The sequence below is a fragment of the Sphingomonas arantia genome, from assembly GCF_042682045.1.
In the GTDB taxonomy this organism is placed as follows: Bacteria; Pseudomonadota; Alphaproteobacteria; order Sphingomonadales; family Sphingomonadaceae; genus Sphingomonas_R; species Sphingomonas_R arantia.
The window spans coordinates 192353-218167 of record NZ_JBHUGS010000003.1; the positions used below are offsets into that span (position 1 = coordinate 192353).

Sequence of the window (25815 nt, forward strand, 5' to 3'; positions counted from 1 at the left end):
GAACGAGAACGCCGCGCGGCATCGTTGAGCGGGAGGCAACGAGCCATGATCCGGCGTTGACGCTGTACCCGGTTGGTTCCACACTGACCCCCCATGGATGGACTCCCTCCGCTTTATTCGCTGCGCGCCTTCGAGGCGGCAGGACGCCTGCAGAGCATCCGCCGTGCCGCCGAGGAACTTTTTGTTACCCCCGGTGCGGTGAGCCGCCAGGTCCAAAGTCTTGAGGCCTATCTTGGGGTGAAGCTCTTTCGACGGGAGCCGCGTGAGATCGTGCTGACCGCTGATGGAGAGCGTTACCTCGCGTCAATCGGCGAGCACCTCGACGGTATTCGACACGCAACGCAGCTGATGACCGGCAAGCGCACGGTCGAGATCGTCCGCGTGCGCGCCTACACCACCTTTGCAATGAAGTGGCTGATCCCCCGACTCAGAACGTTTCACGACGCTGATCCAAGCGTTGAGGTAAGACTTGAGACATCCAACGAGAATGTCGATTTCGACCGTGAGACGATCGATTGCGCGATCAGGCTCGGCGACGAACGATGGAGCGGGGTTGAGCGCGACCGCGTGCTAGACAATGTCCTCGCCCCTTTATGCAGCCCGGCTTTTCTTGAACGCAATCCGATCGACTTGCCAGACGACTTGTCAGCGGTAAGGCTGCTTCACTCGATTGTCCGGCCCGACGACTGGCGGTACTGGCTTGAGGCGTCCGGCGCGAACGGCGTTGATGCCTACGCCGGCGACAAGTTTGCGAGCTCGACCCTCGCCTATCAGGCAACTCTAGAGGGGTTTGGGGTGATGATGGCCCAGAAGGACCTGTTCAGCGACGATCTTCGCACCGGCCGACTGGTCCAGCCGTGTGCATTCGAACTCGATCGCGGCGACTTCACCTACTATCTCATCTACCCCCGCGACCGGTTGCGTAAGCCGGCCTTCCGGAGGTTCAGGACGTGGCTGCTCGACGAAATGGCAGGCGGCGGGCGTGGCACGGCCGCCGCCTGATTTGGCGCTACAGGCCGTCGATGATAAGGCCGCGATACTCACCGCCCGCCAGCCGATGCCTGATAACCGCCTGATACTCCGGACTGTGATACCAATCCTGCGCTTCTCGCATCGTCGGAAACTCGACCAGCACGACGCCGACCGGCTCGGACCCTTCGACAACCTCCATCGCGCCGTAATCCGACAAGAACTTCACCGGCCATTTCTCTAGTACCGCCTTGACCAATTGCCGATACGTGTTGAGCTCCGCCTGATCGACGGTCTTCTCACGAATAAATATGACATATGCGGGCATGGTGATCTCCGTGGTCTGGTCAAAAGCTAAACTGATGCGGATCATGAACGAATTGGGGGCCCGTCGATGTCTGCGGCGAGCACTTAAACGGGCAGACACACGAGCGCCATTCGACCACAACCCTCTCAGGTGTACGGGCACAGTGTTCCAGCCTGCTCCGCTATTAACGCCGCTAGTGTTTGGCGCAGCGTAAATAGCCAATAGATTACCGTGCAGAATGGGCAGGTCCCTAACGAGTGCCGTATCGAATTACCGAGATCGCTCGTAATGCCTCAATCATCTCCTAATCACCGAATTCGTAAGATCCGACGTTCTTCTGGCCGTCAAACGGCATATTAACGAGATCGACTACAGGCAGGTCGTTGACGTGAGTCCTGCCATCCTCGAGGCGATGCGCGAAACGCCCTCCACACGCCGGATCGTCGACCGACATGCCGCACTGTGCACCAGAGGCGCAGAGCCGGAACCTGTGGCACCGATGATCACGAACGGCGAGTCAGCTTGCGTGACGATGACAATATCCTTTGGCAATCCCATAGCAGCGAGAGGCCGCAGGTAGTGCCACAGCAGCCACGACAGCAGGATCGAGCCGCAGATCCCGTATCAAGGCAGGGTTATATCGCTGGCTGTCAATGCGGCACCCACGCGTGGCGGATGATCGCGAGGCCACCGCACCAGATACCGAAGGCGGAAAGGCCGCAGACGACACCCGAACCGTCTCCCGCGCGTGCTATCCACCAATGACGACACGGCACTCAAGGCCGTAGCGAGACCATGGTACAGTAGTTCAGCTCCACGCCCTTGCGAAGCAACTCAGGGAACCGGTCCATGAACGCCTTCGTGTAGGGCTGCTCGAAATGGGCATCGAGATCAGCGCGCGAGCGCCAGTTCTCATAGATGATCCAAACGGTTGGATCGTCATTGTCACGATGAAAATGATAATCGATCGACCCCTCCTCGGACCGCGTCTGCACCAACAGCGCAGAAAGGCCTTCGCCGATATCATCCGCCGTCTCAGGTTTGGCAGTCAGCTTTGCGATCAAGGTAAGCTGTTCGGGCATCATCGTTCTCCTCGAGGCATGACGGTCCACACCGGTCGATCAAAGCTCTAGCGAGCTCCATCAATTGCTATAGGTAATTACTTAGAGCTATGTCGTATCAGACATCTCCATCCAATGTAGAATGGCGTTACGCGCTTGTGCGGCTGTCGCCAGTCACCTGTGGTCGAGCCCTAGCTAAGTAAGCCTGCCTATTTCAAAGAGTAGTCATGTCAATGACGAAGCGATATTTGACGTCACCGTGAAGCATCCGTTCGAACGCTGTATCAATCTCGTGCATTGAGATGGGCTCGATGTCGGCGATGATGTTCTCGCGTGCGCAGAAGTCGAGCAGTTCCTGCGTTTCTGTGATGTTTCCGATCGCAGAACCGGAAATGCTACGACGACCGGTCAGAAGTGGATAGATCGCCGGAGAAGGATGCGGGTTTTCAGGCACACCATTCAGTACCAAGACACCGTCGACTTTTAGCATCGCAACGTAAACGTCGAGGTCATGCGAAGCTGCGACTGTGTCCAAAATAAGGTCTAGACTGCGGCTGTGCACGGCCATCTCGTCCGGTTTACTGGAGATGACTACCTCGTGGGCACCCAAGAAAAAGGCGTCCTGACGCTTGCTCTCCGACGTCGTGAACGCCACGACATGAGCACCAAGGGCCGCCGCCAGCTTGACGCCCATATGGCCAAGTCCCCCGATGCCTACTATTCCGACCTTGCTTCCAGGCCCGATCTTCCAGTGCCGAAGTGGTGACCAGGTCGTGACGCCCGCGCACAACAGCGGCGCGACGGCGGCCAAGTCCCGCTCAGGATGCGCGACCTTCAGGACAAAGTGCTCGTCGACAACCACTGCAGCGGAATAGCCGCCATAGGTGTTCTCGCCGCGACCAGAAGGGTGGCCGCCGTACGTGTTGACGAAGCCATCATCACAATACTGCTCGAGGCCAGCTCGACACGACGGACATGTGCGATCACTGTCGACCATGCAGCCAACGCCGACGAGATCACCGACCTGATGGCGGGCTACCTGATCACCGACATGAGTGACCCGCCCAACGATCTCGTGGCCCGGCACCATTGGGTAACGTTGCCCAGGCCATTCGCCGCGCACAGCGTGAAGATCCGAGTGACAGACGCCGCAATGGAGGACTTCGAGCCGGACATCCTTGGACCCGAGGCTACGTCGTTCAATGTCGAACGGCACAAGCGGGCTGCTTGGTGACAGGGCGGCGAAAGCTTTGATGGTCATCGGAACCTCTTCCGTGGATACGCTTCAATGTAAGTCCGAGCAGAGGACTACCCGGTCAGACGGTGAGCAGGGTTCAGCAGAAGTCAGCGACGCCTTCGCCTGAAACGAACACAGCGCGCCGTGAGCCTTAAAGAGAGCGGTACCGTGCCGGCGGCTGCCGCGCTCTCGCGATATTTCGGGGACTATCGCGATCTTGCGAAGACCCTCGCCGTAAGGTGCGGATCCTAGAGAAACTAGGATCTTGCGATCGCGGGCGTGGTCACTGCTTTCCGCCACTATTACGAACGCGTTGCACCAACCGCTCAACATGGCCAACTGGCGTGAACTGCCCGATTCCATGTCCAAGGTTGAAGACATGGGGTCGATCTGGGAAGGCCGAAAGAACCCGGTCGATCCCAGTATCGAGCGCAGGGCCACCGGCCGTTAACGCCAGCGGATCGAGGTTGCCCTGTACGGGCAGCCCCACCGGCAGCACAGCATTCGCCCAACGCGGATCGACCGTCTCGTCTAGGCCTACTGCGTCTACCTGAGTCTCGCGTACGTACGCTGGCAACTTGCCGCCTGCCCCCTTTGGAAAACCTATGATCGGGATATTAGGATGACGAGCACGAAGCTCCGTCACAATCGCAGCATTTGGAGCAATCACCCAGCGTTCGAACTGCGTTGGAGACAGCGACCCGGCCCAACTGTCGAACAATTGCACCGCCTCAACACCAGATTCAATCTGACGTCCGAGATACTCAATGGTCGTCGCAATTATCGCATCGACGATCGCTTGGAATGCCCCCTCATCGACGTAAGCGAAGTCCCGCGTCTCGGAGTGATCCTTTGAACCGCGTCCTGCCACCATGTAGGTTGCCACCGTCCAGGGGGATCCGGCAAAACCTAGGAATGTCGTTTCATCGGGGAGGGCAGCATGAACGCGTTCACATGTTGCGTACACTGGTTCTAGCCGTTGGGGTGCCTGTTCAAGCGCAGCAAGCGCATGATCTACGAGCGCCGGCGTCAATTGTGGTCCTTCGCCCGCTACAAAAGTCAGTTTCTGGCCCAGTGACCACGGGACCATAAGTATGTCGGAGAAGAGAATTGCGCCGTCAAAGCCGAACCGCCGGATCGGTTGCAGGGTTACCTCTGCTGCCGAACCCGGGTCGGTTGCCAGCGCAAGGAAACCGCCCTTTATTTCCCGTAACGCCTGGTATTCAGGAAGGTAGCGACCAGCCTGACGCATCAACCAGATCGGCGGCACAGCGGCCTTCGCACCCCGCAGCGCGGCGAGTAGTGGCTTAGTCATTATCTGCTTTCACTGCCATCTTCGAAAGACAACGGATTTACGACGGGGGTATCGCAATCGTGACGCTGCTCGACGTTTCGACTACGATTGTAACGAGTTGCTGACCGGGCAAATGGGGATTACGGCGTCGGAGCACGCCGACGGCCAGGCCCTCAGCACTGGGGTACGCCTTGCACCAATTTTCTAGAGACAGCGGTGAGCAGGGTGGATGTGCGCTGGCAGTAACGAACGTCGAGGGCTTGCCGTTTCATCTGGTGCGAGACCACGCCGGACATCTGCAACCCGGCCAACATACTGCCCAATTGGCTATGCACCCCTATCTGGATGGGCGGTCACAATGTCCTCGAAATGGCTGGGAAAACCGTAGGAACGGTGTGGCCGGTAAGAACGATCGAAGCCTTCGAAGGCACGGATGCTCTTCTTCGGACCCAGGCACACCACGGACGTGGTTGCTCGCTGCTTAGGAAGTGGTTCGCGGACTAAGTGCACGACACCAGAAGAAGAGAACGCGTTGCCGCCAGATCAGCGCCGCGCGAGACGCCGCACCCCTGATATGCCCGGGGCCCTGGATGCGATCGTCCGGACCGTCAAGTACAAGCACATATCTGCCCTTCGGGATGCCCCAAACCCGAGGTCCGGCCGCCGTTATAATCGTATCTTAAGCCCAATCCGAACCTGTCGCGGCTCGACCGCGCGACTATGAATGCCCTCTTCGCCGCCAAGCGGTTCACCGGGCAGACGGGAGGCGTAGAAATAGTCGGCATCCGCTCGTTTGGTGTCGAACAGGTTGAGGATGTCCACGCTGACGTCGGCGTTTCCGAACGTGCGCTCGAGGCGCGCGTTGGCAACCGTCGTCGCGGGGCCTCGTACGCTGTTGTCTTCAATCAACGGACGTGGACCGATGCGCCGGACGCGCAATGCGCCTTGCCAGCCGCGAGCCGAGATTGTCAGGCCGACCGACGCTGCGGACTCGAGAGCATTTGGAATGCGTTCGGCACCGGGGACATCGACGAAGCGTGCATGGTTGGTGGCATAGATCGCGTCGATTGACAGCCAGCGCAGCGGTCGAACGTACAGCGTCGTCTCCCAACCCCGGCGACGGCTCGGCCCACGTGGTTCCACGGTGCCACTGTCTCCCAAGAACACCAGCTCGCCGTCCGAGCGGAGCCACCAGCGATCGATGGTCAGTACGGCAGCCCCCCGCTCGACCCGTACCCCAGCTTCATACCCGGTTCCACGGACCAGAGCCGGCACCGGGTCGACCTCCGCCACGACAGCGCGCGCGTCGTTCGAGTGAAAACCCTGGCCGTAGTTCGCGTACAGCGCGACGCCCGGTGCGACGGTCAAGGCAGCACTGGCCTTGGGCGTGACCACTGTTGCACTGATCTCACCGTCGATCGCGGTGCCGGCACGGCCGATCGACCGGAAACGGACATGATCGGCGCGCGCACCTCCTGTCATCGTCAGGGTATCGGTCGGCTTCCAGCGGGCCTCGGCATAGCCGGAAAGCGCCGTCTCGCGGACGTTCGCCAGACTGCGCGTCGCGATCCGACGACCACCTTCGGTCTGATAGAAACCGAGGTCGTCGATGCGATCGGTCCGTGCGTCGGCGCCGATCAGGAACTGGAGACGGGTCCCGAGCGGAACCCGGTGTCGCACACGCCCGCCATAGGTCCAGCGCCGCTCGGTCTGTTGCAGCTCGTCGCCACGCACCGGATCATCGAGGAAGAAGGTGAAGTTGGAAAGGAGATCGAACACGTATCGCTGCGCGTACATCGATACGTCCGTCCGGTCCCCGTTCAGGGCGAGTGCCGCGATCCGGCGTGACGTGCGCCCGCGCAGGAACCGGTCGAGCGTTCCGAAACGATCGGGCAGCAGCGTCCCGATTGCGCGGACCGGCACCTGCTCTGTGGGCCGCCACTCGGCGTCATAGTTCGACAGGCTGGCGCGCAACGTGCCGAGACCGGTTGCTAGCGTGTATTTGGCGAAGGCGCCGGCGTGACGCAGCCGCTCGGGCAGGGCCCATACGCCGTTGTTCGCCTTCAGCTCGCCTGCGAGCAGAAGGTCGCCGCCGCCCAAGGGAATCGAGCCCACGCCGGCGATACGACGATAGCCATAGCTGCCGCCTTCCACCGCGATCGATGGACGGGCGCGGTCGAGCGTCGTCATCTCGGCCGCTGCGACGAGCGAGAAATCGCCGTCGCGCGCATCATAGGGCCCTTTGCGGTACTCGATCCGGTCGATCGTCTCCGGGATCAGGCCGTTCAGGTCGAGATAGCCCTGCGCATGTGCATGCGTCGGAAGGTTCATTGGCACGCCGTCCAGCGCGATGCTGAAGTCGGTGCCGTGATCGAGGTTGAAGCCGCGGATATAGTATTGCGCCGCCTTGCCCCCGCCGGAATGCTGTACGGCGAGGAGGCCGGGCACGGCCTCGGCGACTTCGTTGGTGCGTAGCAGCGGACGAGCCCGGATGTCGTCGCCGGACACGGCGCCGGCACTCGCGGCCCTGTCCTGACCGATCCAATGTTCCGCTCGTGCAGTCACGACGATGCCCGGATCGATTGCGAGCTCGTGCGATGTGGCGTCCGCGGACTTGGCCCGTGAGGCGTCCTCGTCTTGGCTTACCGAAGGCGATGGTTCAGCCGCCTGGACGCCAAACGCCACTCCCAGCATAACAAAGGCGCCTCCGATGATTCCCATGGTTCTAAATCTTAGCCTCGGCTAATCTATATGCAAGCTGGATATCTCGGGGTGGAAATGGCACGAAGGCTCATGGTCAACGATGCACAGCGCCGAGCAGCCGCCTTTCAAGCAACACGAGAGGCCCATGCCACCGAGATGATTGAGGATTATGCCGAATTGATTGGCGACCTGACGGTGCAGTACGGCGAGGCACGGTTGATTGATCTGGCCGCGCATATGGGGGTGACGCAGCCTACCGCCGCAAAGATCGTACAGCGGCTCAAGACGCAGGGACTTGTCGAGAACCGTCCCTACCGCGCCCTGTTTCTTACCGAGGAAGGGCGAGCGCTCGGTGCCCGATCCCGCGCGCGTCACCGTGTCGTCTCAAACTTCCTGCTCGCGCTTGGCGTCGATCAGGATACGGTTGCGCTCGACTCCGAGGGAATGGAACACCACGTTAGCGACGAGACGCTGGAAGCGATGAGGCGCTTCATCGCCATCCGGAACGAGCCAGTGACGTGAAGAAGGCTCGTCGCTGAAGTCACAAAACTCACAGGCATTCGTGACGTTCTAAAATCAGCAGATTTACGAGGCGACCGCTTTCCCGTTTTTTCAGTCATCACTTCACATCCTCGGGGATCTACGAGCCGCCGCCGGATGCGAACGATGTTACGATGGCCCAAACCGAGCTGGCGCTCTTTACCCTGAAACATTCGCTCCCCGGTGACGCATCGCTGTTCGGGCGGGCGGATATCGACACTTCCTACGCGCTTCGCGTCCGCGCGATCGCGCGGCCCCCGTCCCGTGCTCGGCTCTGGCCTTGCCCGCCTCGCTATGGGTCCCAATCCACGCAAAGGAAGGCAGGGTCTTCCGTTTTCTCGCTGACCGACTCTCTCGCAATGACCAACACCGCATTTGCGAACCAGTCGCAAATAAGCTTGCTACCACGTTCATAGTTGCTATTGCGAGCCGGTATCAAAACAACCGGGGGGAATATACGTGTTGGCTGGTCCTAGCCTGTGGTCGATCGCGTTTTTCATCGCGGGAGCATCCGCCTTTTACCCTGGTTCGGCGGGGGCATCGACCGCTGCTGCAAGCGGGGAACGAGGCGATGATCCCCAGGACCAGGACATCGTCGTAACCGGAGAAAAGGACGAGCGTCCGACAACATCCACCAAGTTGCCGCTGACGCTGAAGGAGACGCCGCAGTCGGTGACAGTCGTTGATCGCCAGCGGATCGAGGATTTCAACCTCACCTCGGTCACCGAGGTGCTGGCGCAGACGCCGGGCGTGACGATCTCTTCGACCGACAGCAACCGAACCAACTTCAACATCCGCGGTTTCGCGGTTCGCAACTTCCAGTTCGACGGCGTGCCGACGATCTACCAGGTCAGTGGTTACGAAAACAGCGCGGTTGGCGACATCGCCATTTACGATCGGGTGGAGGTAATCCGCGGTGCAGCCGGACTGGTTACGGGTGTCGGCGATCCATCGGCGACAGTGAATCTGGTTCGCAAGCGAGCACCGTCCGAGTTTCGAGGCTATTATTCGATGCAGGGAGGCAGCTTCTCAAGCTACCGGGTGGAGGGTGATATCGGCGGGCCGGTGACCAAGGACGGATCTGTCCGCGCCCGCATTGTCGCGGCCTATACCGACCGGGAATCCTATATCGATCTTCAGCACGACCGCATCCCGGTCCTGTACGGCACCATCGAATGGGATGTGACGCCACACACCCGGCTGCGCGTCGGTGCGGATTACCTGCGCACGGACTCGCAAGGTGCCGGATGGGGATCGATCCCGCTGCTCTACAGCGACGGCACGAAGACCAAATTTCCGCGCTCCTTCACCGGTGCGGCACCTTGGAACCAGTGGTTGCGCGAGACGACCACGGTGTTCGCGGCGGCCGAACAGGATATCGGCAGCAACTGGCTCGCCCGCGTCAGCTACAATGGCCGGCGGGGTCAGAACGACAGCACGCTGTTCAACATTCCCAACGGCTTTCCCAATCGTGACGGGACGGGGCTTGGCGAGCCCTTCAGTTTCTACGGCGAGGTCGACCAGAACGAGGATTCGCTCGACGCCTATGTGGCAGGCAAGTTCAAGCTCTTTGGTCGCGAGCAGGAAGTGGTCGCGGGCCTGAATCACTTCGAGCGCGACTTCGCGGCGGGTCGGACCGGGTTCGGTGCCACACCGGTCGGGTATCCAACCGCCGGCCGCTACGACATCGATCCCTGGAACCCTACCTTCGGTCCGCCGCCGATCGTCCGCACTGATGCCCTCCTGTTCTCCCAGGATCTCAGGCAGACCGGCGGATACGGCGTCGTGCGGCTCAACCCGGCGGATTGGCTGAAGATCATCGCGGGCGGGCGGTATACCGACTTTCGCGCTGATCGGAACGACTATGATGTCGCCGGCGCACTGATGCCGGACGGTCCCAACAGCGTTCAGCGGGCACGGAAGTGGGCACCCTATGGGGGTGTGGTGGCGGACATAACAAGCGCGGTCTCGCTCTACGCCAGCTACGCCTCCGTCTTCTCGCCCGTTTCCGCCCGCGACGTGAACAACGACATCCTGCCGCCGACGACCGGCGTCAATTATGAGGCAGGCGTCAAAGCCACGCCCTTCGGTGAAGGCTTCACCGTGTCGGCGGCGGGCTTCTACATCAAGCAGGACAACCTCACCCTCACCGATCCGAACGGCATCCCGAACTCGCTGCCCGGCAATCTCACGCCGTCGATCTCGGTGTCGGGAGTCAAGACGCGCGGTGGCGAGCTGGAATTGGCGGGCGAACCGCTGCACGGCTGGACGGTCAACGGCAGCTACACCTATGCCCGCACCGAAGACCGCCTCGGCGTCCGGGTGAACCCGTTCTTCCCGCTGCATGTCGGTCGCATCTATACGACCTACCGCCTGCTCGCCGATCGACTGACACTGGGCGGCGGCGTCACCGCGCAATCGCGGATCTTCGATCGTGGGAACGTGCCGTCCGGACGCTTCAACGCGAACGGATCGCCGGTGCTGGTGGCCGGTACGGTAGCGCAGGGCGCCTATGCCACCGTCGACCTGCTCGCGCGGTACAAGCTGACCGAGCGGGCGATCCTGAGCGTCAACGTCACCAACCTGCTCGACCAAGGCTATTACCGCAACGTCCGTTTCGCCTTTGGCGGTCCCGGCGGCTTCTACAGCGAACCGCGCCGTGTCGTCGGCAGCATCCGCGTCAGTTTCTAGGCGAAGGTCGGACGTAATGGCATCTGAGGTCAAGATCACGAGCCAGGACCGGACGATGTCCGACGCGTGGCGACGACGGGGGGACGCGGCGCTGCGCGTCATTGCCGCCGTTCCACTGGGCTACGCCGTGGCCTGCATCTGGGCCATGGCACTTGCCCGCCTGCTGCCGATGAATGCCGCCGAGGCGACGGTGACGGCGACGCTCGTCGCCTTCGTGATCTGCGCGGGCGCAGCCATGTGGGCCTATGCCGCCCCGAGCGGATGGCGGGCGGTCTGGAAACTGGCCGCGGCAGGTGCGCCGGCCGGCATCGCCGCGTGGCTCTCCATCACGGCGACGGGGCGGTTATGAGCAAAGGCTTCCGGCAGTCGCAGGCTGGCCTCCATACTTGGTCCGGCCTCCTGCTTGGCTGGATCCTGTTCCTGGTTTTCATGACCGGTACGATCGCGTTCTGGCGGGAGGGGCTTAACCGCTGGATGCGGCCCGAGCTTGCGCGCGTCGAGCAGCCCATGCGTGTGCTGGCCGGCGCGCAACGCTTCCTGCAGGGCAAGGCCCCGGACGCAAAAAGCTGGTTCATCACCATGCCGAGCGACGCCGCGCCTGGCGCGCAACTCTTCTGGGTGCCGCAACCAAAGGAAGGCGAAAGGCCGCGTCGCGGCGGTCGGCGCGAAAACCAGGCGTTGATAGGGGCCGATGGCGAGCCGGCGGTCGCGCGGGCGACGCGCGGCGGCGACTTCTTCTACCGCTTCCATTTCGACCTCCACTACGTTCCAGTGATCTGGGCGCGCTGGCTGGTCGGCTTCGCGACGATGATGATGCTGGTGGCGATCCTTTCCGGCATCGTCACGCACAAGAAGATTTTCCGCGACTTCTTCACTCTCCGGCGACACCGTGGCCAACGGTCCTGGCTGGACGGGCACAACGCGACCGCGGTCCTGGCGCTACCGTTTCATCTGATGATCACTTATACCGGGCTGGTCACGCTGATGGCGCTCCTGATGCCGTGGGCAGTCGTCGCCAATTACAGCGACGAGGCAAAGCTCTTCGATGCGCTGTTTCCACACAGCGAAACCATTGAACGAACGCACCGAGCTGCGCCTTTGGTCGATCTGACGACGGTGGTGCGCGACGCGGAACGCCGGCTGGGCGGATCCTCAGGTTTTGTCGAGATCGCCAACCCAGGCGACGCTGCCGCCCGGGTCAGCGTCAATCGCGCACCCTCGACGCTCCTCAATACACGAACGCCTAAGGTGACTTATGACGGGGTTACTGGGGCCGCCATTTGGCAGTCGCCCGCACCAGGTGGCGCGTCAGCGACGGCAGGCGTCATGATCGGGCTCCATGCCGGCCGCTTCGCCGACACGGCGCTACGCTGGATCTACTTCCTGTGCGGCGTCGCTGGAACGTTGATGGTGGCAAGCGGTCTTGTCCTATGGACGGTCAAAAGGCGCGAAAAGCTGCCCGACCCCGACCGGCCGCACTTTGGTTTCCGCCTGATCGAGAAGTTGAACGTTGCCGTCCTCGCCGGCTTTCCGCTCGGCATTGCGTCCATGTTATGGGCGAACCGCCTGCTGCCGACGGGTATGGCCGCGCGCGCGGAATGGGAAGTGCACACGCTGTTCATCGCTTGGGCAGCAGCACTACTACTGGTGCTGGCGCGGAAGCCGGCGTCGAGTTGGATCGTGCTGCTCGGCATCACGGGTGGCCTGCTCATCCTGCTGCCGATCTACAACATGTTCTGGACCGACCGCGGCGTCTTCGCCTCGCTGTCAGCAAATGATTGGCTTCCGATCGGCGTCGACCTCACCCTGCTGGTGCTTGGAGCCGCCTCCATCGCAACGGCACAGCGCGTCGCCCGATATCGCCCTGAGCGACGCCGATCACGCGACGATCGGCGGGTCGCCGCTGCTCGGCTGGGTAAACTGGCGCCCGCGGAATGATCCTCCTCGCGTTTATAGCCGCGGTCGTCGCGTTTGGACTGCTCGGGCTGGCCACGGACGCGCACCATGGGCGCTGGCTTCGCGCCCGGCCGTCCGGCACCCGCAAGCGATTGATGCGGCGCGGCGCGTGGTGCCTGATCGCTGTCTGCCTGCTCCTGTCGATCGCCGCGCGAGGTCTCGTGTTCGGGCCGGTCGCCTGGGTCGGTCTGGTAATGCTGGGTGCCGCCGTCGCGTTTCTGGTCATCAATCTCCTCGTGCCACGAGCGCGCCGCGTTCAGCACCCATCGCAACACGTCCATCAGGAGAGACAACCATGAAGAAGCTGATGCTCGCCACCCTGCTGGCGCTTCCCACAATGACGCAGGCGCATGAGGTCTGGATCGAACGTGATGGCAGCGGCCCGGCAAGAATATATCTCGGCGAGCCCGCGGAACCGCCGCCCGAGGGCGGTGATCCGGAGTTTCCCAAATTGAAAGCGCCTAAGCTGCTGTCCGGATCGCAGCCCTCGCAGCGGCGGATGGCCGGTTTCATCGAGGTCGATGCCCCGGCCGGCGACGTGCGTGCCTGGGATGACAACGTGTTCGCGCCCTGGGGCCCTGAAGGGAAAAAGGAGGGCGTGATCTATTATGCGCGCGCCGGTCGTAGCGACACGCGCGCGCAGATGCCGTTAGAGATTGTTCCTGCCACCGCGAACGGCGACCGCTTCATTCTAGTGCGCGACGGCAAGCCTGTTGCCGGCCATTCCGTCACGGTTGTCACACCCGACAAATGGAGCAGGACGTTCACCACCGATGAGTCTGGCGGCTTCTCTTTTCCTGTGCGCGGGAAAGGCCGATACCTGCTCTCCGGATCCACAAAGGAAACCGGACCGCATGCGACCGCTGCGGGTTCAGTGCAGGTCCTGCATCGAACGACCACCACGACGTTCGTCGCAAAGTGACTTCGGCATAATGATGGACCCCGTTCCCTCAATGCCAATAGGCTGGAGTGCGCATGTCGTCATACGATCACTTCGACGCTGGACCGCATGCCGCGCGACACACGATTCAGCAGTATGGCCTTTAGTAAAACTGGTTGGCGAACTGGGGGCGTCATCACACGCCGAGATCGCGCTTACGAGCCTGTTTCAGCTCGCGGAAGGAATGCTCGGCCGCCCACTCGTCGGCGCGTGCTACCGCGATCCAAGGCCAAGTCGCGACGACCGGGCGGTGCTGCTAATGCTAGGGCATACCCCCAATGCCGGACCAATCTAAAATTGCCCCCGATTCTCCACGGCTTGGAGGAACCGCTTGCTTAGGCGGCGCTGGGCATGCGCATGGCGGTCGGAATGGATAGCTGTACGGCTGATCGGCCCGTGGCCGCGCAACAACGGCATGAGCAACAGAAGTAATAGTCCGCCGCCTGCTCCTGCCTTGCCCGCCTCCATTTTTGCGAACACGTTGGCGAACTGTGTCTAGCGAGGCCCGCCGGGGCTGGGTAGAACGCGATGAATATGCCTACCCATCGCCTTTAGGCCGGTAAGAGGCTGGTCAAAGCTAACCTCTTCGAACCATCAACGTGCAAGGGCGCCCGAGAGAAAGCTGCGCAGCGGTTCGCCATAAGGCGGGTAAAAAAGCGCTGCAGCCTCCCTCGCTGGGCTTTGCCGATAAATCGCTCGCGCGTGGCTGAAGGTCAGGAAACCCGCTTCTCCACGATAGAAACCCATTCCGGAAGAGCCGACGCCACCAAACGGGAGATCCTCAGCCATGGCATGGGTCATCACGTCGTTGATGGTGACCCCGCCCGATGCAGTGCCGCCGAGCACTTTGCGGGTGCGTGCTTCATCAAGGCCGAAGTAATAGAGGGCTAGCGGATGCGGTTTAGATCGCAAGTCGGCAAGGACGTCGTCGAGAGATCGATAGCCAACAACGGGAAGGATAGGACCGAAGATCTCCTCGCTCATCACCTGCATATCCGGCCGCGCATTGAGGACGATGACAGGGTTCAGATACCGCCCCGGAGATTCCTCTCCCGCCGGGAAAACTTCGATAAGCTCGCCGCCCTTGGCTGTCGCATCCGCCAGCATCTCCTTCAGCCGCGTGAGGTGCCGGTTACTGATTATCGAGGAATAGTCCTTGGACGCGGCACCTTGAGGAAACATCCTCCTGGCCGCTGCGACGCAATGCTCGGCAAAGGCGCGCTCCCGCCCAGCCGGAACAAGCGCGTAATCAGGTGCAAGACAGATCTGTCCAGCGTTGCGGGCCTTCACCGCGATCACCTTCTCGGCAGCATCCGCGATGGGGTAGTCGCTGTCGATGACGACTGGAGACTTGCCACCCAGCTCAAGCGTCACTGGCGTGAGATTGTCGGCCGCCGCTCGCATCACCTGCTGTCCGACCGCTGTCGAGCCGGTAAAGATGAGGTGGTCGAAGGGTGCTGAGGCGAAGTGTCTCGCCTCCTCGGCTCCCCCCTGCACCGTCGCCACTTCGCTTTGCGCAAACGTCTCACTGATCAGGCGATCAACGAGCGCAGCCATGCCTGGCGCATTCTCGGAGGGTTTGATGACGGCTCTATTGCCCGCAGCGAGTATGCCCGCGAGCGGTGCGAAGATCGTGACGATCGGATAGTTCCACGCACCCATGACCCCCACGACGCCGAGCGGGACATGCTCGACGCGGGCTTCTGCGCCGAGCGCGAGCGCCGGATGAATGGCCGGCTCCATCCACACCTCCACCTTGGCTGCGGCAGCGCGCAACGCGACGACGGCACCGAAGATCTCGAGCCGCGTCTCGTCCGAACTGCGATACCCGAAATCCTGTGATACGGTTGCAGCGATTTCCTCACCGGCCTGAATCAGCATGACGGCAGCACGTTCCAGCCGATTGGCACGCGTGGCGGCCGTTGGAGGACCGTCAGCCAGATAAGCCGACCGCTGTACCGCTATGATGGCGTCCAAACGCGCCTTGACGCTGTAGTCGATCATCGATGACCTTCATCCGTTAGCCGTGCAGTGTCACGGGATTGCTGAAGCATAACCTGCTTCTTCGATGTCTCCGTGTTGGACTGTGCGAAGTCTTGCGGCCGCGTGCATATTCTACTTGATTTGAAGCCTGGCCTCGCGACCCAATGGCGGCAGGGTGCCAACGGCAGCAATCTCCTCGCGCAGCGCGCTCGGCGATCGTCCAAACGCACGCCGGATCGCGTGACTGAAGCTGGTGCCGTCCGGAAAGCCGTTCGCAAGCGCAATATCCAGCAGCGGACGGCCATCGTTCCTGGCGATGTCCTGACGTGCACGGTCGAGCCTGATACGGCGTATCAGCGCACCCGGCGTTGTTCCGAGCGCGCCTAGACGGGCGTACAGCGAGCGACGCGACATTCCGACGTCGCTCGCCAGGTCAGTCGGCCCGTAGCTCGCGTCGGCAATGTTTCGAACGATGGACAGGGCCGCACGCGCAAGCAAGGGAGGCTCCTGTGTCGCCGTCTCGCGCGTGCTAGCCAAGGCCAGATCAATCATGACACGCGCGGCGAGCTCAGCGGTGTGATCCCCCTGCCCCCGGGTCAGCAGGGCATTTATGCCTCCCGCCGCGGCATTGGTCCCGTCGCCACCCTTGATCCGGGTTCCAATCACGTCGCTGGCCAACGCAGACCATCGCGGCTCGTCCGCAGGGTCAAAGGCAATGAGAAGTGCGTCGTGCCCCTCGCGCATATCCATCCGGTAATCACCGTTCATCGGCGTCAGGATCAGATTACCGGGCTTGATGTCCAGGGCACCGCTCGCATCCTCGTATCGCGTCGTGCCGTCAAGCTGCCAGAGGAGCTTGAGATACTTGCCCAACCCCGCTGCGACGGACCTTTGACCGACTGTTTCAACAACCGTGGCAGGCGCTTGGAACCGCGCGATTGGATATCTGCCCACCCGCCGCGCGGTGATCATCCGATCCGGACGATCGTCCTGAACGTCAATCTCGAGATGTGGAAAGGCGGCATTGGCTAGCACCACCGCCCGTGTTGGCTCTAACATGAAGCTCGTGCCTTTCGGGGTTCACCGCGACTGACAATTTGGCCGTGCGAAAGTCCACGGGACCGGACGTTGCACCGCCGCTGCTCGCGATGAAACCCCATATAAGGACTACAGACCGCCGCATTCTTGCGCTCATTGTTCCCAAATTGCGGCAACCGCCAATTCGTCAAATTCCACCACGTTGCAGCGAAACTAAAACCAAGCCCGCTTTTGAACGGCTTCCTTCCATTGATCGCGTTACAGTCAGGCTTCCATACCACGACCAGCCAGTTACCACCGTAGTGGCGGACAAACCGCGACGGTCTCGCCTGAAGCTCGTTTGACCAGAGATTGTTGCCAAGTGGTATGTCAGCGGCGCCACCGTGCGGCGCCGATCGTGATGCCCCCGGTTCAGGTGATCCAATGCGCCAGTATGGAGGGCTGCACCTCCTACTCGCTGGCTTGGGGGGCATCGGGCATCGTCGGCTCGCCCGCGACGGCCGGCGCGCACTCTCGTCTTCCATATCAACCTAACCGGTTATGTCGGCGTCAGCGGAACCAACTGTCGCGTCCGGGCCGCTGCCGTGAGTTACAAACCGGCCTGCCGCCGTGCGACGCTCTTGCCGAAGAAGCGTCATCCCTGCACCGTCGGACGCACGATCAATTCGTTTACATCGACATCCGCCGGCTGCGAGATGGCAAAACCAATGGCTTCAGCGATGGCACCGGCGGGTATTCCGATGCTATCGGTCAGGCCTTGAAGCATCCCCCGTGTCTCCGGCGAGCGGATTGCATCAGACAGTTCGGTCCGGGTCAGGCCTGGGCTCACCAAAGTGACACGTAAGTCCTTGCTTTCCATCCGCAGCCCTTCAGACAGCGCCCGGACAGCAAATTTCGTGGCGCAGTATACGCCAGCGGTCGGGTTTACGTTGTATCCCGCCACTGACCCGATGTTTACCACATGGCCGCGTTGCTGCGCAGTCATAATCGGCAGCACGGCCGCCACGCCGTTCAGAACGCCACGGAGGTTGACGTCGATCATCAAGTTCCATTCGTCGATCTGCAGGTCGGCGAAGGCTGAAAGTGGCATCACACCGGCATTGTTCACGAGCACGTCGATCCGGCCGAACTGCCGGTGTGCCTCTTGCGCGAAGGTCGCAAAGTTCCACCGATCCGTCACATCAAGCCTGATCGCCAGGGCAGAACCGCCCTCGGCCATAATCTCCCGCGCTACGATCTCGATCCTCTCAACCCGCCGTGCTCCAACGACGACGGTGTGGCCCTGCTTCGCGAGATGTCTCGCCGTGGCCTCGCCGATGCCGCTGCTCGCGCCTGAGATGAGGATGATCTTGGACGTGTTCGACATGGGAAGCGCTCATATGTTGCGTTGTCTCCCGGGTATGCCTCAACTCGTCCGGCGCAGTTATCCGCATCCTCCATGATGCATGCACAATCCTCCGATTGCCGTACCGGCTTGTGGTATCCATGGAGACGATCGGGCATGCCAGACTTGTGCCGGGGGGTGCGGCACGAAGGGATACCAATGGTCAACAGCAGCGCCCTCATTCGCGAGATGGCAGGCATCGTCGCGAGGTTCGCCACCAATGAAGGAGCGTCGCCCTCCCTGATCGGGTGCCTCTACTTCGGTCGGAGTTCGACACCGACCAATCCGGTTTTTCAGACCCAGTGGCCGTGCTTTGCCATGGTCCTGCAGGGTGAGAAAAGCGTTACGCTGGGCGATGAGACCCATCGCTACGGCGTAGGCCAGTTCCTGGTCGTCTCGCTCGACCTGCCGGTTGCGTCTCGGGTTACGATGGCCGAGCCATCCAAGCCACATCTCGGGCTCGGCATCGCGATTAGGCCGCACATCCTACAGGGACTGATGCATCGACTGCCCCACAGCGCGGCCCCGAGGGCGACGGGCAACCCACTCGGGGTCGCTGTGAACACCGCCGGAAAGGATCTGCTGGAAGCGACTGCCAGACTTCTGCGGCTGCTCGATCGGCCTAACGACATCGAGGCGTTGTCTCCGCTCGTCGAGCAGGAGATACTGTACTGGCTGTTGCAGGGACCCACCGGATCTCGCCTAGTAGAGATCGCTACCGCGGATACCGCCGGCAACCGTGTCGCCCGAGCTATCAGCTGGCTGCAGGACAATTATATTCGACCGTTCCGAGTCGAGGAGCTTGCCGAAGTGGCCAGCATGAGCACGTCGTCGCTGCATCACCATTTCAAGCGCGCCACGGCCATGACGCCGGTACAATTTCAGAAACAACTGCGTCTCCAGGCCGCACGGCGCCTCATGCTCCTGGAGCGGCTCGACGTCGGCTCGGCAGGATTCGCAGTCGGGTATCAAAGCCCTTCGCAGTTCAGCCGAGAGTACAGCCGGCTCTACGGCGTGGCGCCATCACGCGACCTGAGAACTCAGCTGACAAAAGCACTTGCTGATGCATCATGAAAAGGACGAAACATTATAGGCTACTGTCGTAGTCCAAAATCCCCGCCGGGCAAAGCCTCTGCAACATGGGCTCGCCATCACTAGAGACCGCGGAATTCTTGCATCTCTAAGTTGGAGCAACCTCATGTTGGATCAAAGCAGAAAGCAAGCAGTCGTCGTCGGAGGTGGCATGGCCGGCCTATTGGCCGCCGCCGCCTTTCTGAGGAATGGCATAGACGTAACTCTCCTTGAGCGGGATGAGAATGAAACTCGGGGCGAAGCACGCCGCGGCGTGCCGCAAGGGCGCCATCCCCATTTGCTGCTTGCAGGCGGTTTGCTGGCGCTCCGGCATCTGTTTCCAAAGATCGACACGGATTTGATCGCCGCCGGCGGATTGGACTATTCATCATCGCGCGACATGCAGATCGAGATACCAGGCATCGCCACCCTTCCCCGGATTGACTTTGGAATGAGGAGCATCGCCGTGCGCCGTCCGGCGCTGGAAGCTGTCGTTTCGGCCCGATTGGCCGAACACCCAAACTTCATTCGCAGGTCGAAATCGAAGGCGGTGCGAGTCCGGACGAATGCCGCAAGAGACGCAGTGGCTGGCGTCGAATCTATCGATGAGGAGGGATCAGCCCGATTCGAGCCCGCTGATTTTGTCGTCGATGCATCTGGAAGAGGAACGCTGATCCTCTCCTGCCTGGATCAGATCGGTCGATCAGCCCCGCGCGAAGAAGTCGTCACGGTCGATATCGGCTATACGAGCGTTGTCGCGACCATTCCGATTGCTCACGCGCCAGACTTCACTTGCCTCGCGCTTAATTCCGTAAAAGACAGCGGACGGGCAGGTTACATGTTCCGCCTGTCTCAAGACCAATGGCATATCGCTTTGGTCGGGCGTGGCGCGGACCAGCCGCCCGCGACGATTGAAGAGTTTTCGCCCTATACGCACACGCTCGGCTCCACGACGATCGCCGACGCTCTATCCCGAGCGACCAAATTCGAGGAGCTCGCTCGGTTCCGGTTCCCGGCGAACGTACGTCGTCATTTCGGCGCCAATGGGGAGGTGCCAAACGGATTGTTCCCGATCGGCGACTCCTATTGCCGGTTCAATCCAGTTGTCGGCCAAGGCATGTCCGTGGCCGCGCATGAAGCTTTGATTTTGAGCGAGATGCTGGCAAGCACCGAGACCTCTCACGGGCAACGAGTGACAGACCGCTATATCGCGGCCTGCCGGCCGGTCATCGACCGGGCATGGTCTGCATCGGCCATCCCTGATTTCGCCTATGCGACCACGACGGGCGAGCCGCCGGTCGACCTTGATACCGTTCTGTCCCAGTCCATGGATCGGTTGCGAACCGCGCTACAGGATCGGTCCGCTCTCCTCGGTTTGTATAAAGCCCGTCACCTCGTCGACCTGTTGCCTGAGAAGATACAGGCGACGGCTTCGTTTAGTGTGCCAGCCGACTCTGACGGGCGCTAGAAACTTGCACCAGGACGACATCGTCCTGGCCGCTTGCGACCGAAAGGAACACAGATGCGTCACTTCGATATTCCGGCCGGCGGAATCAAGATTCATGCCGTTGAACATGGTGACGGACCGGTCATCCTGTTTTGCCATGGCTTTCCGTCACTCTGGTCCATGTGGCGCGCACAGATGGTCGCAGTAGCGGCGGCGGGTTGGCGCGCGGTCGCGATTGACATGCGTGGTTATGGCCTTAGCGGCGCCCCGGAGGCGGCGGAAGCCTATACGCCATTTGATACCGTAGGCGACCTAATAGCAGTGCTCGATCACCTTGGGGTAGAGACGGCACCTGTAATTGGTCATGATTTCGGTGCCAGCGTGGCGTGGAACGCAGCTATGTTGCGTCCGGATCGATTTTCGGCAGTGGCTGCTATCAGCGTTCCCTATCGACCGCTCGGAGGTGCCGGATTCCTCGCCGACCTTCGCAGTGCGGGCATGAGTAATTTCTACATGTTCGATCTGATAAAGCGGGAGGCCGACCTCCAATGGCAGAATGCCGCCGTCACTCTGCCCGGCCTGCATTACTGGTCGTCGGCGCAGGCACCTGATGAGACGCGATGGCACCCGTTCGATCCGGGACGAGGCCTGCTTCGGCCGGCGCCGCAGCACATCGACTGGATCGATCCTGAATATATGAAGGATCTAATCGATGTGTTCGCACGCACCGGGTTTCACGGCGGCCTGAACTATTATCGAGCGCTCGACACCTACTTTGCGATCGCCAGCCGCGCCTTTGCCGGAAGAGTGATTGGCCAACCCTCGTTTTTCATAACAGGCGCCGTGGATGGGCTCAACGATTTGTGGCCGCAGGACGCCGAGGCTCTACGCTCGTTCGTCCCAAGTCTTCGTTCAATCCTCACTGTGTCGGACGCTGGTCACTGGCCTCACCTTGAGAAGCCCGCTGTCGTTAACGAAGCGTTGGTATCATTCCTTTCGAGCTTGTGACAGCCTCACGGTCGGCGGAACTTATTGCGACTGGTCGCTCTTCCGCGCGACAGCGAGCGCGTCGACGACATATCCATAGATCCTCTTCCGTATCCGTCAGCTCCGGACCCTGTCGTCATTGACTCACGCCGAGATGATTGATTGATGGGAGAGCTTTGCCATAGATCGTGCGGCCAGCAACCGACAGCGCTGTGTTTTAGCGGCAGCCATCACGTCGCCGACCGTAACCAGACAAATCCACCGGAGGTGTTATGTGAAGCTCAGCCGCCATGGACGCGTGACGAGGCAAGGTTGGGCAACGCGCGCATGCCAGACCAGACCCCCGGACGACCTTAGGATACGTCAAGCCGTCCGTTCGCTGAGGTTCCTTTTCCAAGAACCTCCCGGACGACGTCGTTTCTGAGCCATAGGCCGAGCCATGCCAAGACGGCTACGGCTACCGCAATAAGCTGGGCAGGTGCAGCAAGCTCACCGACCCTGAAGTGCGCACAGATGGCGCCACCGAAGAAGCCTGTTATAAGGATTGCTCCAACGACCGAGGTGCGTGGAACCGCGTAGACAGCGGCACAAACCAACATGATGACGCCGAGGATGGCAGATGACTCAGGGGCAAATCCAACTTTTGCCTGTTCAACGACTAGTGTCTGCGGCGCGAAGAGGTTGATCGCGGCATCGGCGATCATGATCAGAACCACCAAGATCGTCACAGCATGGCCGGCCCATATCGTGTGGCGGGAAGTGTTTGACTGCACCTTGATTTCTCCTACTGGCCTAGAATTCGCCGCGGCTTCAGGTCCGTTCTGAAAGCGGATCGCAGCTGACGCATGGTGCCGATTTGCGCGAAGCTCGACGTAGTCTCTTCTCAACGGAAGGCACCTTCGCCGAGGCAGCCGTCGGCGGCGATACGATTTGGGCTACGCTTCCCCGGCACATCGCGCTCAGCCAAGCCACTTCGCTGGAGTTTGCCCTGTGCAACCCAAGCAGTGTCCTTCGCCCGCATGACCCCGAAGCGGATGAGAGTTCCTCCCGCGCCATTATCGTCAAGCAAGCCGCACTCCCGCAGGTTTGAAGTTGTCGCGACTGCCCGCATGCCGAAGTAGCCGCTTGCTCAGGAGTGCAGAAGCCTGGCGTCGCGTGCATTTCTCCGGAAGGTGTTTGCCTCCGTGGAAATATGTAACCCGGTAGGTTGTGGTGGTCCGGCGTATCTGCCTGGTAAGCCAGCTCGCCAACCCAACCGGCCGTAGCCCTGTTGAAGAGTGGATGCGGCACACACGGCCGGGTGTCGTGTTCCGCCATCGGGGGACCTCACACCGCGTCGAAAGGGAATGCGGCCTTGGGCGCGGTCTTCAAGAGGACCCGCCACGCAGCTTGAAACGCCGATGGCCGGGTTATCCCCCCTCGATCTCCAAAACCCGTCCCTGGAGTGTTCGCAATACGAGGCAATGGCTGAAACGGCGGTCTACGGCGTGCACGACTGCCCGCATTGCGGCTTGAGGACCCACGGAACCGCAAAGCGGCCAACTTGCTCCATGACCGCGGCATCCCCGTCCTCGGCGGCAGGCACCGGCCACGTAGAGGGAGTGCGGCCGACGGGATCCCAAAAGGCTGGCGATCGACATCGGCCCGTTGCCTTGGAGAGGACGGGGAAGCAACGTCGCGACGACGTCGTCAACCGTGCCGCTTCTGGCGTGACCCGCTTGCCCGCCGCGGTGACCAGGCAATTCTGCCGGATTACAAAGTTTGTCGTAGCTCGCTCGGTGCTTGCCCGTAAGCGGACCGAAACGCCCTGCTTAGGCCGGGCTGCCTGCAAAGCCGTTTGCCAACGCGATGTCGAGCAGACTGCGGCCCGGCTCCCGGAGGATGTCGCTCCGCACGCGATCCAGCCTCACCCGCTTGATGAGTCCGGCTGGCGTTATCCCGAACTGGAGTAGTCGCGAGTAAAGCGTGCGGCGTGACATGCCGAGCTCGCGTGCCAGCCGGTCAGGCCCAAAGCCCCGATCACCGACGTTGCGCAGAACGCTTAGGCTTGCGCGACCAAGGAACGGCGGCTCGGAAGCGTCTTGCGTATCATGGGACTGGCGGACGCTGCGAAGGGCAAGGTCGACCATAGCACGCGCCGCGAGCTCGCCGGAACCGTCGTTCCCCCCTGCACCGAGAAGCGCCTGGAGACCGGCGGCGGCAGTCTCAAGGCCCGCATTGGCTCCCGTCCTGGTCTCCAAAGCCTCACCGATCAGCATTGGCCATTCTGGTTCGGCAAGTGGGTTGAACGCAAGCACAAGCGCTTCATGTCCCTCCGCCATGTCGAGCCGATGATCGCGGGCACCGGCGGTCACAACGAGATCGCCGGGCGACAGGTCGATTACACGATTGACATCTTCGTACCGCGTACGGCCACGAAGTTGCCAAATGAGCTTCAGCTGGTCACCTCCTCCAGCATTCGCGGACCGATGTGCCGAAACCTCTGCAACGCTCGCAGGCGTACGGAGGAGAGCGATCCCGAAGTCACCCAACCGGCGCGCGCTCAGCGCTCGATCGGGACGATCATCCAGTAGCCTCACGTCGACATATGGAAAGGCGACGCTGGCCTGTTGGAGAACTTTCGGAACGGCGACCATGAACGCAGACCTTCGTGACTTTTTAAGCAGCATCCCGCGCTTGCACGAAATGTGCGGGATACAATGGAGAAACGGGACGAAGCGGCGCTGTGGGTCGACGCGTCGCAGTCGGCATATGGGTTTGGCGCCTCGGTTCCACAAACCCGGAGACCGGATGACCTCCGCGATGCCGCGCTCTGACGGAGCGCTTGCCGTCTTGATGATGCACCACGCGATGGCGCTCCAGCGTCCTCGCCGCAATGGCGCAACAATGGTCGAAACATCCGAACGGCGTGTCTTCCGAATCAAGGGCAGGAAGATTCCAGCCCAATTTGCAAACGACAGGATATCCGTGATGCCCATGCCTTCCATATTCCCGGCTGCAAAGACATCCAGTCCGTTCACATCGATGAAGGGCGATCACGCCGGCCTCCGGGTTCCCGACTTCAACGCTGCCATAGCGTGGTACACCGAGAAGCTGGACTTTCGTGTGATGCATACGTGGCCATATGGCGACATGAAGCTTGCTTATGTCGCGCCGTCCGTCGACGACTCGTTTAGGATTGAACTGCTGGCCGGCCCCGGCGCTTCCGATCGTCCTTCCTACTCCGACCTGGGCGACAGCCTCGGTTTGGGAGGCTGGCATCACATCTGCATCCGGGTAGACTCGGCGGACGAGACGGTCGCCGAGTTGCGCCGCCGCGGGGTCGAGATCGTGACCGAGCCGTTCGACCTGCCGGACATTAGCCGTAGGTTGGCGTTCTTCGCCGATCCTTGGGGGAATCTCTTCGAGCTCACCCAGCCGATCGACTGACCACTGTTGGGCACGGCTCAATGAATCACCAACGCAGCAGCGCATCGTCGCGACGTCTCAGGAGCGCCACCTCCGGGACGTCGGCGAGAGACGCCGCCGCGGTTCAAGGATCGAACTATGGCCAACTCAATCTTTATCGTCGGCACGGGTCCGGGTATCGGCGCCGCCACTGCTGAGCGCTTCGCGCGAGAGGGCTGGACGATCGTCCTTGGTGCCCGCAGCCGGACGAAGCTCGAGAGTGCAGCAGCGGACCTGCAATCCCGGGGGTACGAAGCTCACGCAGTTAGCGTTGACGCAACCGATGCCCGTCAGCTGCACATGGCGATCGCAAAGGCGGATGACCTAGCTGGCGGGCTGACTGCCGTGCTGTTCAACGCGGCCTTGGTGCGAGCGCAGGACCTGTTCGGCATGTCCGACAGCGAAATCGAGAGCGATCTCGCCGTGAACGTCGCAGCCGGCATGCATACGATCCGAGCGGCGCACGAGTTGTTCAGCGACCGTGGCGGCATCATCCTAGTGACGGGCGGGGGCTTGGCTGTTGCGCCGCACGCTTCGTATGCGAGCCTGGGCGCAGGGAAGGCCGCCCTCAGGAACCTCGTCCAGGGTCTTGCGCCGGACCTCGCGACGCGAGGCATCCGGATCGCGACGGCAACGATTGGAACGCTGGTCGCACCGGGGTCCCAAGAAGCAGCTGACGTCGCAGACATCTTCTGGGGGCTGGCGACATCCCCCGATGCCGAGTGGGAAGCCACCTATCCGGCGGCGTCCTGACAATACG

At 61.5% G+C, this 25815-nt stretch carries 22 protein-coding genes; 12 read left to right on the top strand and 10 right to left on the bottom strand.

Annotated elements, in window-relative coordinates; genetic code table 11:
* The first annotated feature begins 93 nt into the window (after positions 1-93).
* Positions 94-1002: a transcriptional regulator GcvA gene (gene gcvA / locus ACFSGX_RS12360; RefSeq protein WP_380930307.1), complete on the top strand. Its 909-nt coding sequence runs from the start codon at positions 94-96 to the stop codon at positions 1000-1002.
* 7 nt (positions 1003-1009) lie between these two features.
* Here the strand turns inward: gcvA and ACFSGX_RS12365 are convergent, their stop codons facing one another.
* The 5 genes from ACFSGX_RS12365 to ACFSGX_RS12385 all read right to left on the bottom strand — a co-directional run bounded on the left by ACFSGX_RS12365 (position 1010) and on the right by ACFSGX_RS12385 (position 7589).
* Positions 1010-1342: a DUF1330 domain-containing protein gene (locus ACFSGX_RS12365; RefSeq protein WP_380930309.1), complete on the bottom strand. Its 333-nt coding sequence runs from the start codon at positions 1340-1342 to the stop codon at positions 1010-1012.
* 710 nt (positions 1343-2052) lie between these two features.
* Positions 2053-2361: a putative quinol monooxygenase gene (locus ACFSGX_RS12370; protein WP_380930311.1), complete on the bottom strand. Its 309-nt coding sequence runs from the start codon at positions 2359-2361 to the stop codon at positions 2053-2055.
* A 190-nt stretch (positions 2362-2551) separates the two neighbouring features.
* Entirely contained in the window at positions 2552-3598 is a 1047-nt protein-coding gene (locus ACFSGX_RS12375; RefSeq protein WP_380930313.1) for an NAD(P)-dependent alcohol dehydrogenase, read from the bottom strand.
* A gap of 259 nt (positions 3599-3857) precedes the next feature.
* Positions 3858-4889, bottom strand: coding sequence for a uroporphyrinogen decarboxylase (gene hemE / locus ACFSGX_RS12380; protein WP_380930315.1), 1032 nt, complete (start codon positions 4887-4889; stop codon positions 3858-3860).
* Positions 4890-5534: 645 nt separating this feature from the next.
* On the bottom strand, positions 5535-7589 hold the full coding sequence (locus ACFSGX_RS12385; RefSeq protein ID WP_380930317.1) for a TonB-dependent receptor: 2055 nt from the start codon (positions 7587-7589) through the stop codon (positions 5535-5537).
* Between the two features lie 72 nt (positions 7590-7661).
* Between ACFSGX_RS12385 and mntR the strand changes: the two genes are divergently transcribed.
* From mntR to ACFSGX_RS12415, 6 genes are all read left to right on the top strand, one after another.
* A complete protein-coding gene (gene mntR, locus ACFSGX_RS12390; RefSeq protein WP_380930318.1) occupies positions 7662-8093 on the top strand; it encodes a manganese-binding transcriptional regulator MntR in 432 nt (143 codons plus the stop codon).
* Positions 8094-8570: 477 nt separating this feature from the next.
* Positions 8571-10802, top strand: coding sequence for a TonB-dependent siderophore receptor (locus ACFSGX_RS12395; RefSeq protein WP_380930320.1), 2232 nt, complete (start codon positions 8571-8573; stop codon positions 10800-10802).
* 16 nt (positions 10803-10818) lie between these two features.
* The gene (locus ACFSGX_RS12400) at positions 10819-11151 is read left to right on the top strand and encodes a hypothetical protein (RefSeq protein WP_380930322.1); all 333 of its coding nucleotides are present in this window, start codon (positions 10819-10821) and stop codon (positions 11149-11151) included.
* The gene (locus tag ACFSGX_RS12405; protein WP_380930323.1) at positions 11148-12740 is read left to right on the top strand and encodes a PepSY-associated TM helix domain-containing protein; all 1593 of its coding nucleotides are present in this window, start codon (positions 11148-11150) and stop codon (positions 12738-12740) included. Before ACFSGX_RS12400 ends, ACFSGX_RS12405 begins: the two co-directional genes overlap by 4 nt.
* Positions 12737-13057, top strand: coding sequence for a DUF3325 domain-containing protein (locus tag ACFSGX_RS12410; RefSeq protein WP_380930325.1), 321 nt, complete (start codon positions 12737-12739; stop codon positions 13055-13057). The genes ACFSGX_RS12405 and ACFSGX_RS12410 overlap by 4 nt, the downstream gene beginning before the upstream one ends.
* A complete protein-coding gene (locus ACFSGX_RS12415; protein WP_380930326.1) occupies positions 13054-13680 on the top strand; it encodes a DUF4198 domain-containing protein in 627 nt (208 codons plus the stop codon). Before ACFSGX_RS12410 ends, ACFSGX_RS12415 begins: the two co-directional genes overlap by 4 nt.
* A gap of 612 nt (positions 13681-14292) precedes the next feature.
* Here the strand turns inward: ACFSGX_RS12415 and ACFSGX_RS12420 are convergent.
* From ACFSGX_RS12420 to ACFSGX_RS12430, 3 genes are all read right to left on the bottom strand, one after another.
* Positions 14293-15702: an aldehyde dehydrogenase family protein gene (locus ACFSGX_RS12420; protein ID WP_380930327.1), complete on the bottom strand. Its 1410-nt coding sequence runs from the start codon at positions 15700-15702 to the stop codon at positions 14293-14295.
* A 111-nt stretch (positions 15703-15813) separates the two neighbouring features.
* On the bottom strand, positions 15814-16740 hold the full coding sequence (locus ACFSGX_RS12425; protein WP_380930328.1) for a helix-turn-helix domain-containing protein: 927 nt from the start codon (positions 16738-16740) through the stop codon (positions 15814-15816).
* 613 nt (positions 16741-17353) lie between these two features.
* Positions 17354-18085, bottom strand: coding sequence for an SDR family oxidoreductase (locus tag ACFSGX_RS12430; RefSeq protein ID WP_380930330.1), 732 nt, complete (start codon positions 18083-18085; stop codon positions 17354-17356).
* A gap of 177 nt (positions 18086-18262) precedes the next feature.
* Here ACFSGX_RS12430 and ACFSGX_RS12435 point away from each other — a divergent pair, with 177 nt between their 5' ends.
* The 3 genes from ACFSGX_RS12435 to ACFSGX_RS12445 all read left to right on the top strand — a co-directional run bounded on the left by ACFSGX_RS12435 (position 18263) and on the right by ACFSGX_RS12445 (position 21629).
* Positions 18263-19177, top strand: a complete 915-nt coding sequence (locus tag ACFSGX_RS12435) for an AraC family transcriptional regulator (protein WP_380930331.1) — start codon at positions 18263-18265, stop codon at positions 19175-19177.
* Positions 19178-19301: 124 nt separating this feature from the next.
* Positions 19302-20642, top strand: coding sequence for an FAD-dependent monooxygenase (locus ACFSGX_RS12440; protein ID WP_380930333.1), 1341 nt, complete (start codon positions 19302-19304; stop codon positions 20640-20642).
* Between the two features lie 54 nt (positions 20643-20696).
* A complete protein-coding gene (locus ACFSGX_RS12445) occupies positions 20697-21629 on the top strand; it encodes an alpha/beta fold hydrolase (RefSeq protein ID WP_380930335.1) in 933 nt (310 codons plus the stop codon).
* A 332-nt stretch (positions 21630-21961) separates the two neighbouring features.
* Here the strand turns inward: ACFSGX_RS12445 and ACFSGX_RS12450 are convergent, their stop codons facing one another.
* Together ACFSGX_RS12450 and ACFSGX_RS12455 are read right to left on the bottom strand one after the other, a co-directional pair.
* Positions 21962-22381 (bottom strand): DoxX family protein, encoded by a 420-nt coding sequence (locus tag ACFSGX_RS12450; protein WP_380930336.1) that lies wholly within the window; start codon positions 22379-22381, stop codon positions 21962-21964.
* A 1038-nt stretch (positions 22382-23419) separates the two neighbouring features.
* Positions 23420-24277, bottom strand: coding sequence for an AraC family transcriptional regulator (locus ACFSGX_RS12455; protein ID WP_380930338.1), 858 nt, complete (start codon positions 24275-24277; stop codon positions 23420-23422).
* Between the two features lie 121 nt (positions 24278-24398).
* Here ACFSGX_RS12455 and ACFSGX_RS12460 point away from each other — a divergent pair, with 121 nt between their 5' ends.
* Positions 24399-25037 (top strand): VOC family protein, encoded by a 639-nt coding sequence (locus tag ACFSGX_RS12460; RefSeq protein WP_380930340.1) that lies wholly within the window; start codon positions 24399-24401, stop codon positions 25035-25037.
* 117 nt (positions 25038-25154) lie between these two features.
* Entirely contained in the window at positions 25155-25808 is a 654-nt protein-coding gene (locus ACFSGX_RS12465) for an SDR family NAD(P)-dependent oxidoreductase (RefSeq protein ID WP_380930342.1), read from the top strand.
* The last annotated feature ends 7 nt before the right edge of the window (positions 25809-25815 follow it).

Excerpts from the sequence above, each read along its gene's own strand:
- gcvA (WP_380930307.1), top strand. The coding sequence starts at position 94 with ATGGATGGACTCCCTCCGCTTTATTCGCTGCGCGCCTTCGAGGCGGCA.
- ACFSGX_RS12365 (WP_380930309.1), bottom strand. The coding sequence starts at position 1,342 with ATGATCCGCATCAGTTTAGCTTTTGACCAGACCACGGAGATCACCATG.
- ACFSGX_RS12370 (WP_380930311.1), bottom strand. The coding sequence starts at position 2,361 with ATGATGCCCGAACAGCTTACCTTGATCGCAAAGCTGACTGCCAAACCT.
- ACFSGX_RS12375 (WP_380930313.1), bottom strand. The coding sequence starts at position 3,598 with ATGACCATCAAAGCTTTCGCCGCCCTGTCACCAAGCAGCCCGCTTGTG.
- hemE (WP_380930315.1), bottom strand. The coding sequence starts at position 4,889 with ATGACTAAGCCACTACTCGCCGCGCTGCGGGGTGCGAAGGCCGCTGTG.
- ACFSGX_RS12385 (WP_380930317.1), bottom strand. The coding sequence starts at position 7,589 with ATGGGAATCATCGGAGGCGCCTTTGTTATGCTGGGAGTGGCGTTTGGC.
- mntR (WP_380930318.1), top strand. The coding sequence starts at position 7,662 with ATGGTCAACGATGCACAGCGCCGAGCAGCCGCCTTTCAAGCAACACGA.
- ACFSGX_RS12400 (WP_380930322.1), top strand. The coding sequence starts at position 10,819 with ATGGCATCTGAGGTCAAGATCACGAGCCAGGACCGGACGATGTCCGAC.
- ACFSGX_RS12405 (WP_380930323.1), top strand. The coding sequence starts at position 11,148 with ATGAGCAAAGGCTTCCGGCAGTCGCAGGCTGGCCTCCATACTTGGTCC.
- ACFSGX_RS12410 (WP_380930325.1), top strand. The coding sequence starts at position 12,737 with ATGATCCTCCTCGCGTTTATAGCCGCGGTCGTCGCGTTTGGACTGCTC.
- ACFSGX_RS12415 (WP_380930326.1), top strand. The coding sequence starts at position 13,054 with ATGAAGAAGCTGATGCTCGCCACCCTGCTGGCGCTTCCCACAATGACG.
- ACFSGX_RS12420 (WP_380930327.1), bottom strand. The coding sequence starts at position 15,702 with ATGATCGACTACAGCGTCAAGGCGCGTTTGGACGCCATCATAGCGGTA.
- ACFSGX_RS12425 (WP_380930328.1), bottom strand. The coding sequence starts at position 16,740 with ATGTTAGAGCCAACACGGGCGGTGGTGCTAGCCAATGCCGCCTTTCCA.
- ACFSGX_RS12430 (WP_380930330.1), bottom strand. The coding sequence starts at position 18,085 with ATGTCGAACACGTCCAAGATCATCCTCATCTCAGGCGCGAGCAGCGGC.
- ACFSGX_RS12435 (WP_380930331.1), top strand. The coding sequence starts at position 18,263 with ATGGTCAACAGCAGCGCCCTCATTCGCGAGATGGCAGGCATCGTCGCG.
- ACFSGX_RS12440 (WP_380930333.1), top strand. The coding sequence starts at position 19,302 with ATGTTGGATCAAAGCAGAAAGCAAGCAGTCGTCGTCGGAGGTGGCATG.
- ACFSGX_RS12445 (WP_380930335.1), top strand. The coding sequence starts at position 20,697 with ATGCGTCACTTCGATATTCCGGCCGGCGGAATCAAGATTCATGCCGTT.
- ACFSGX_RS12455 (WP_380930338.1), bottom strand. The coding sequence starts at position 24,277 with ATGCTGCTTAAAAAGTCACGAAGGTCTGCGTTCATGGTCGCCGTTCCG.
- ACFSGX_RS12460 (WP_380930340.1), top strand. The coding sequence starts at position 24,399 with ATGACCTCCGCGATGCCGCGCTCTGACGGAGCGCTTGCCGTCTTGATG.
- ACFSGX_RS12465 (WP_380930342.1), top strand. The coding sequence starts at position 25,155 with ATGGCCAACTCAATCTTTATCGTCGGCACGGGTCCGGGTATCGGCGCC.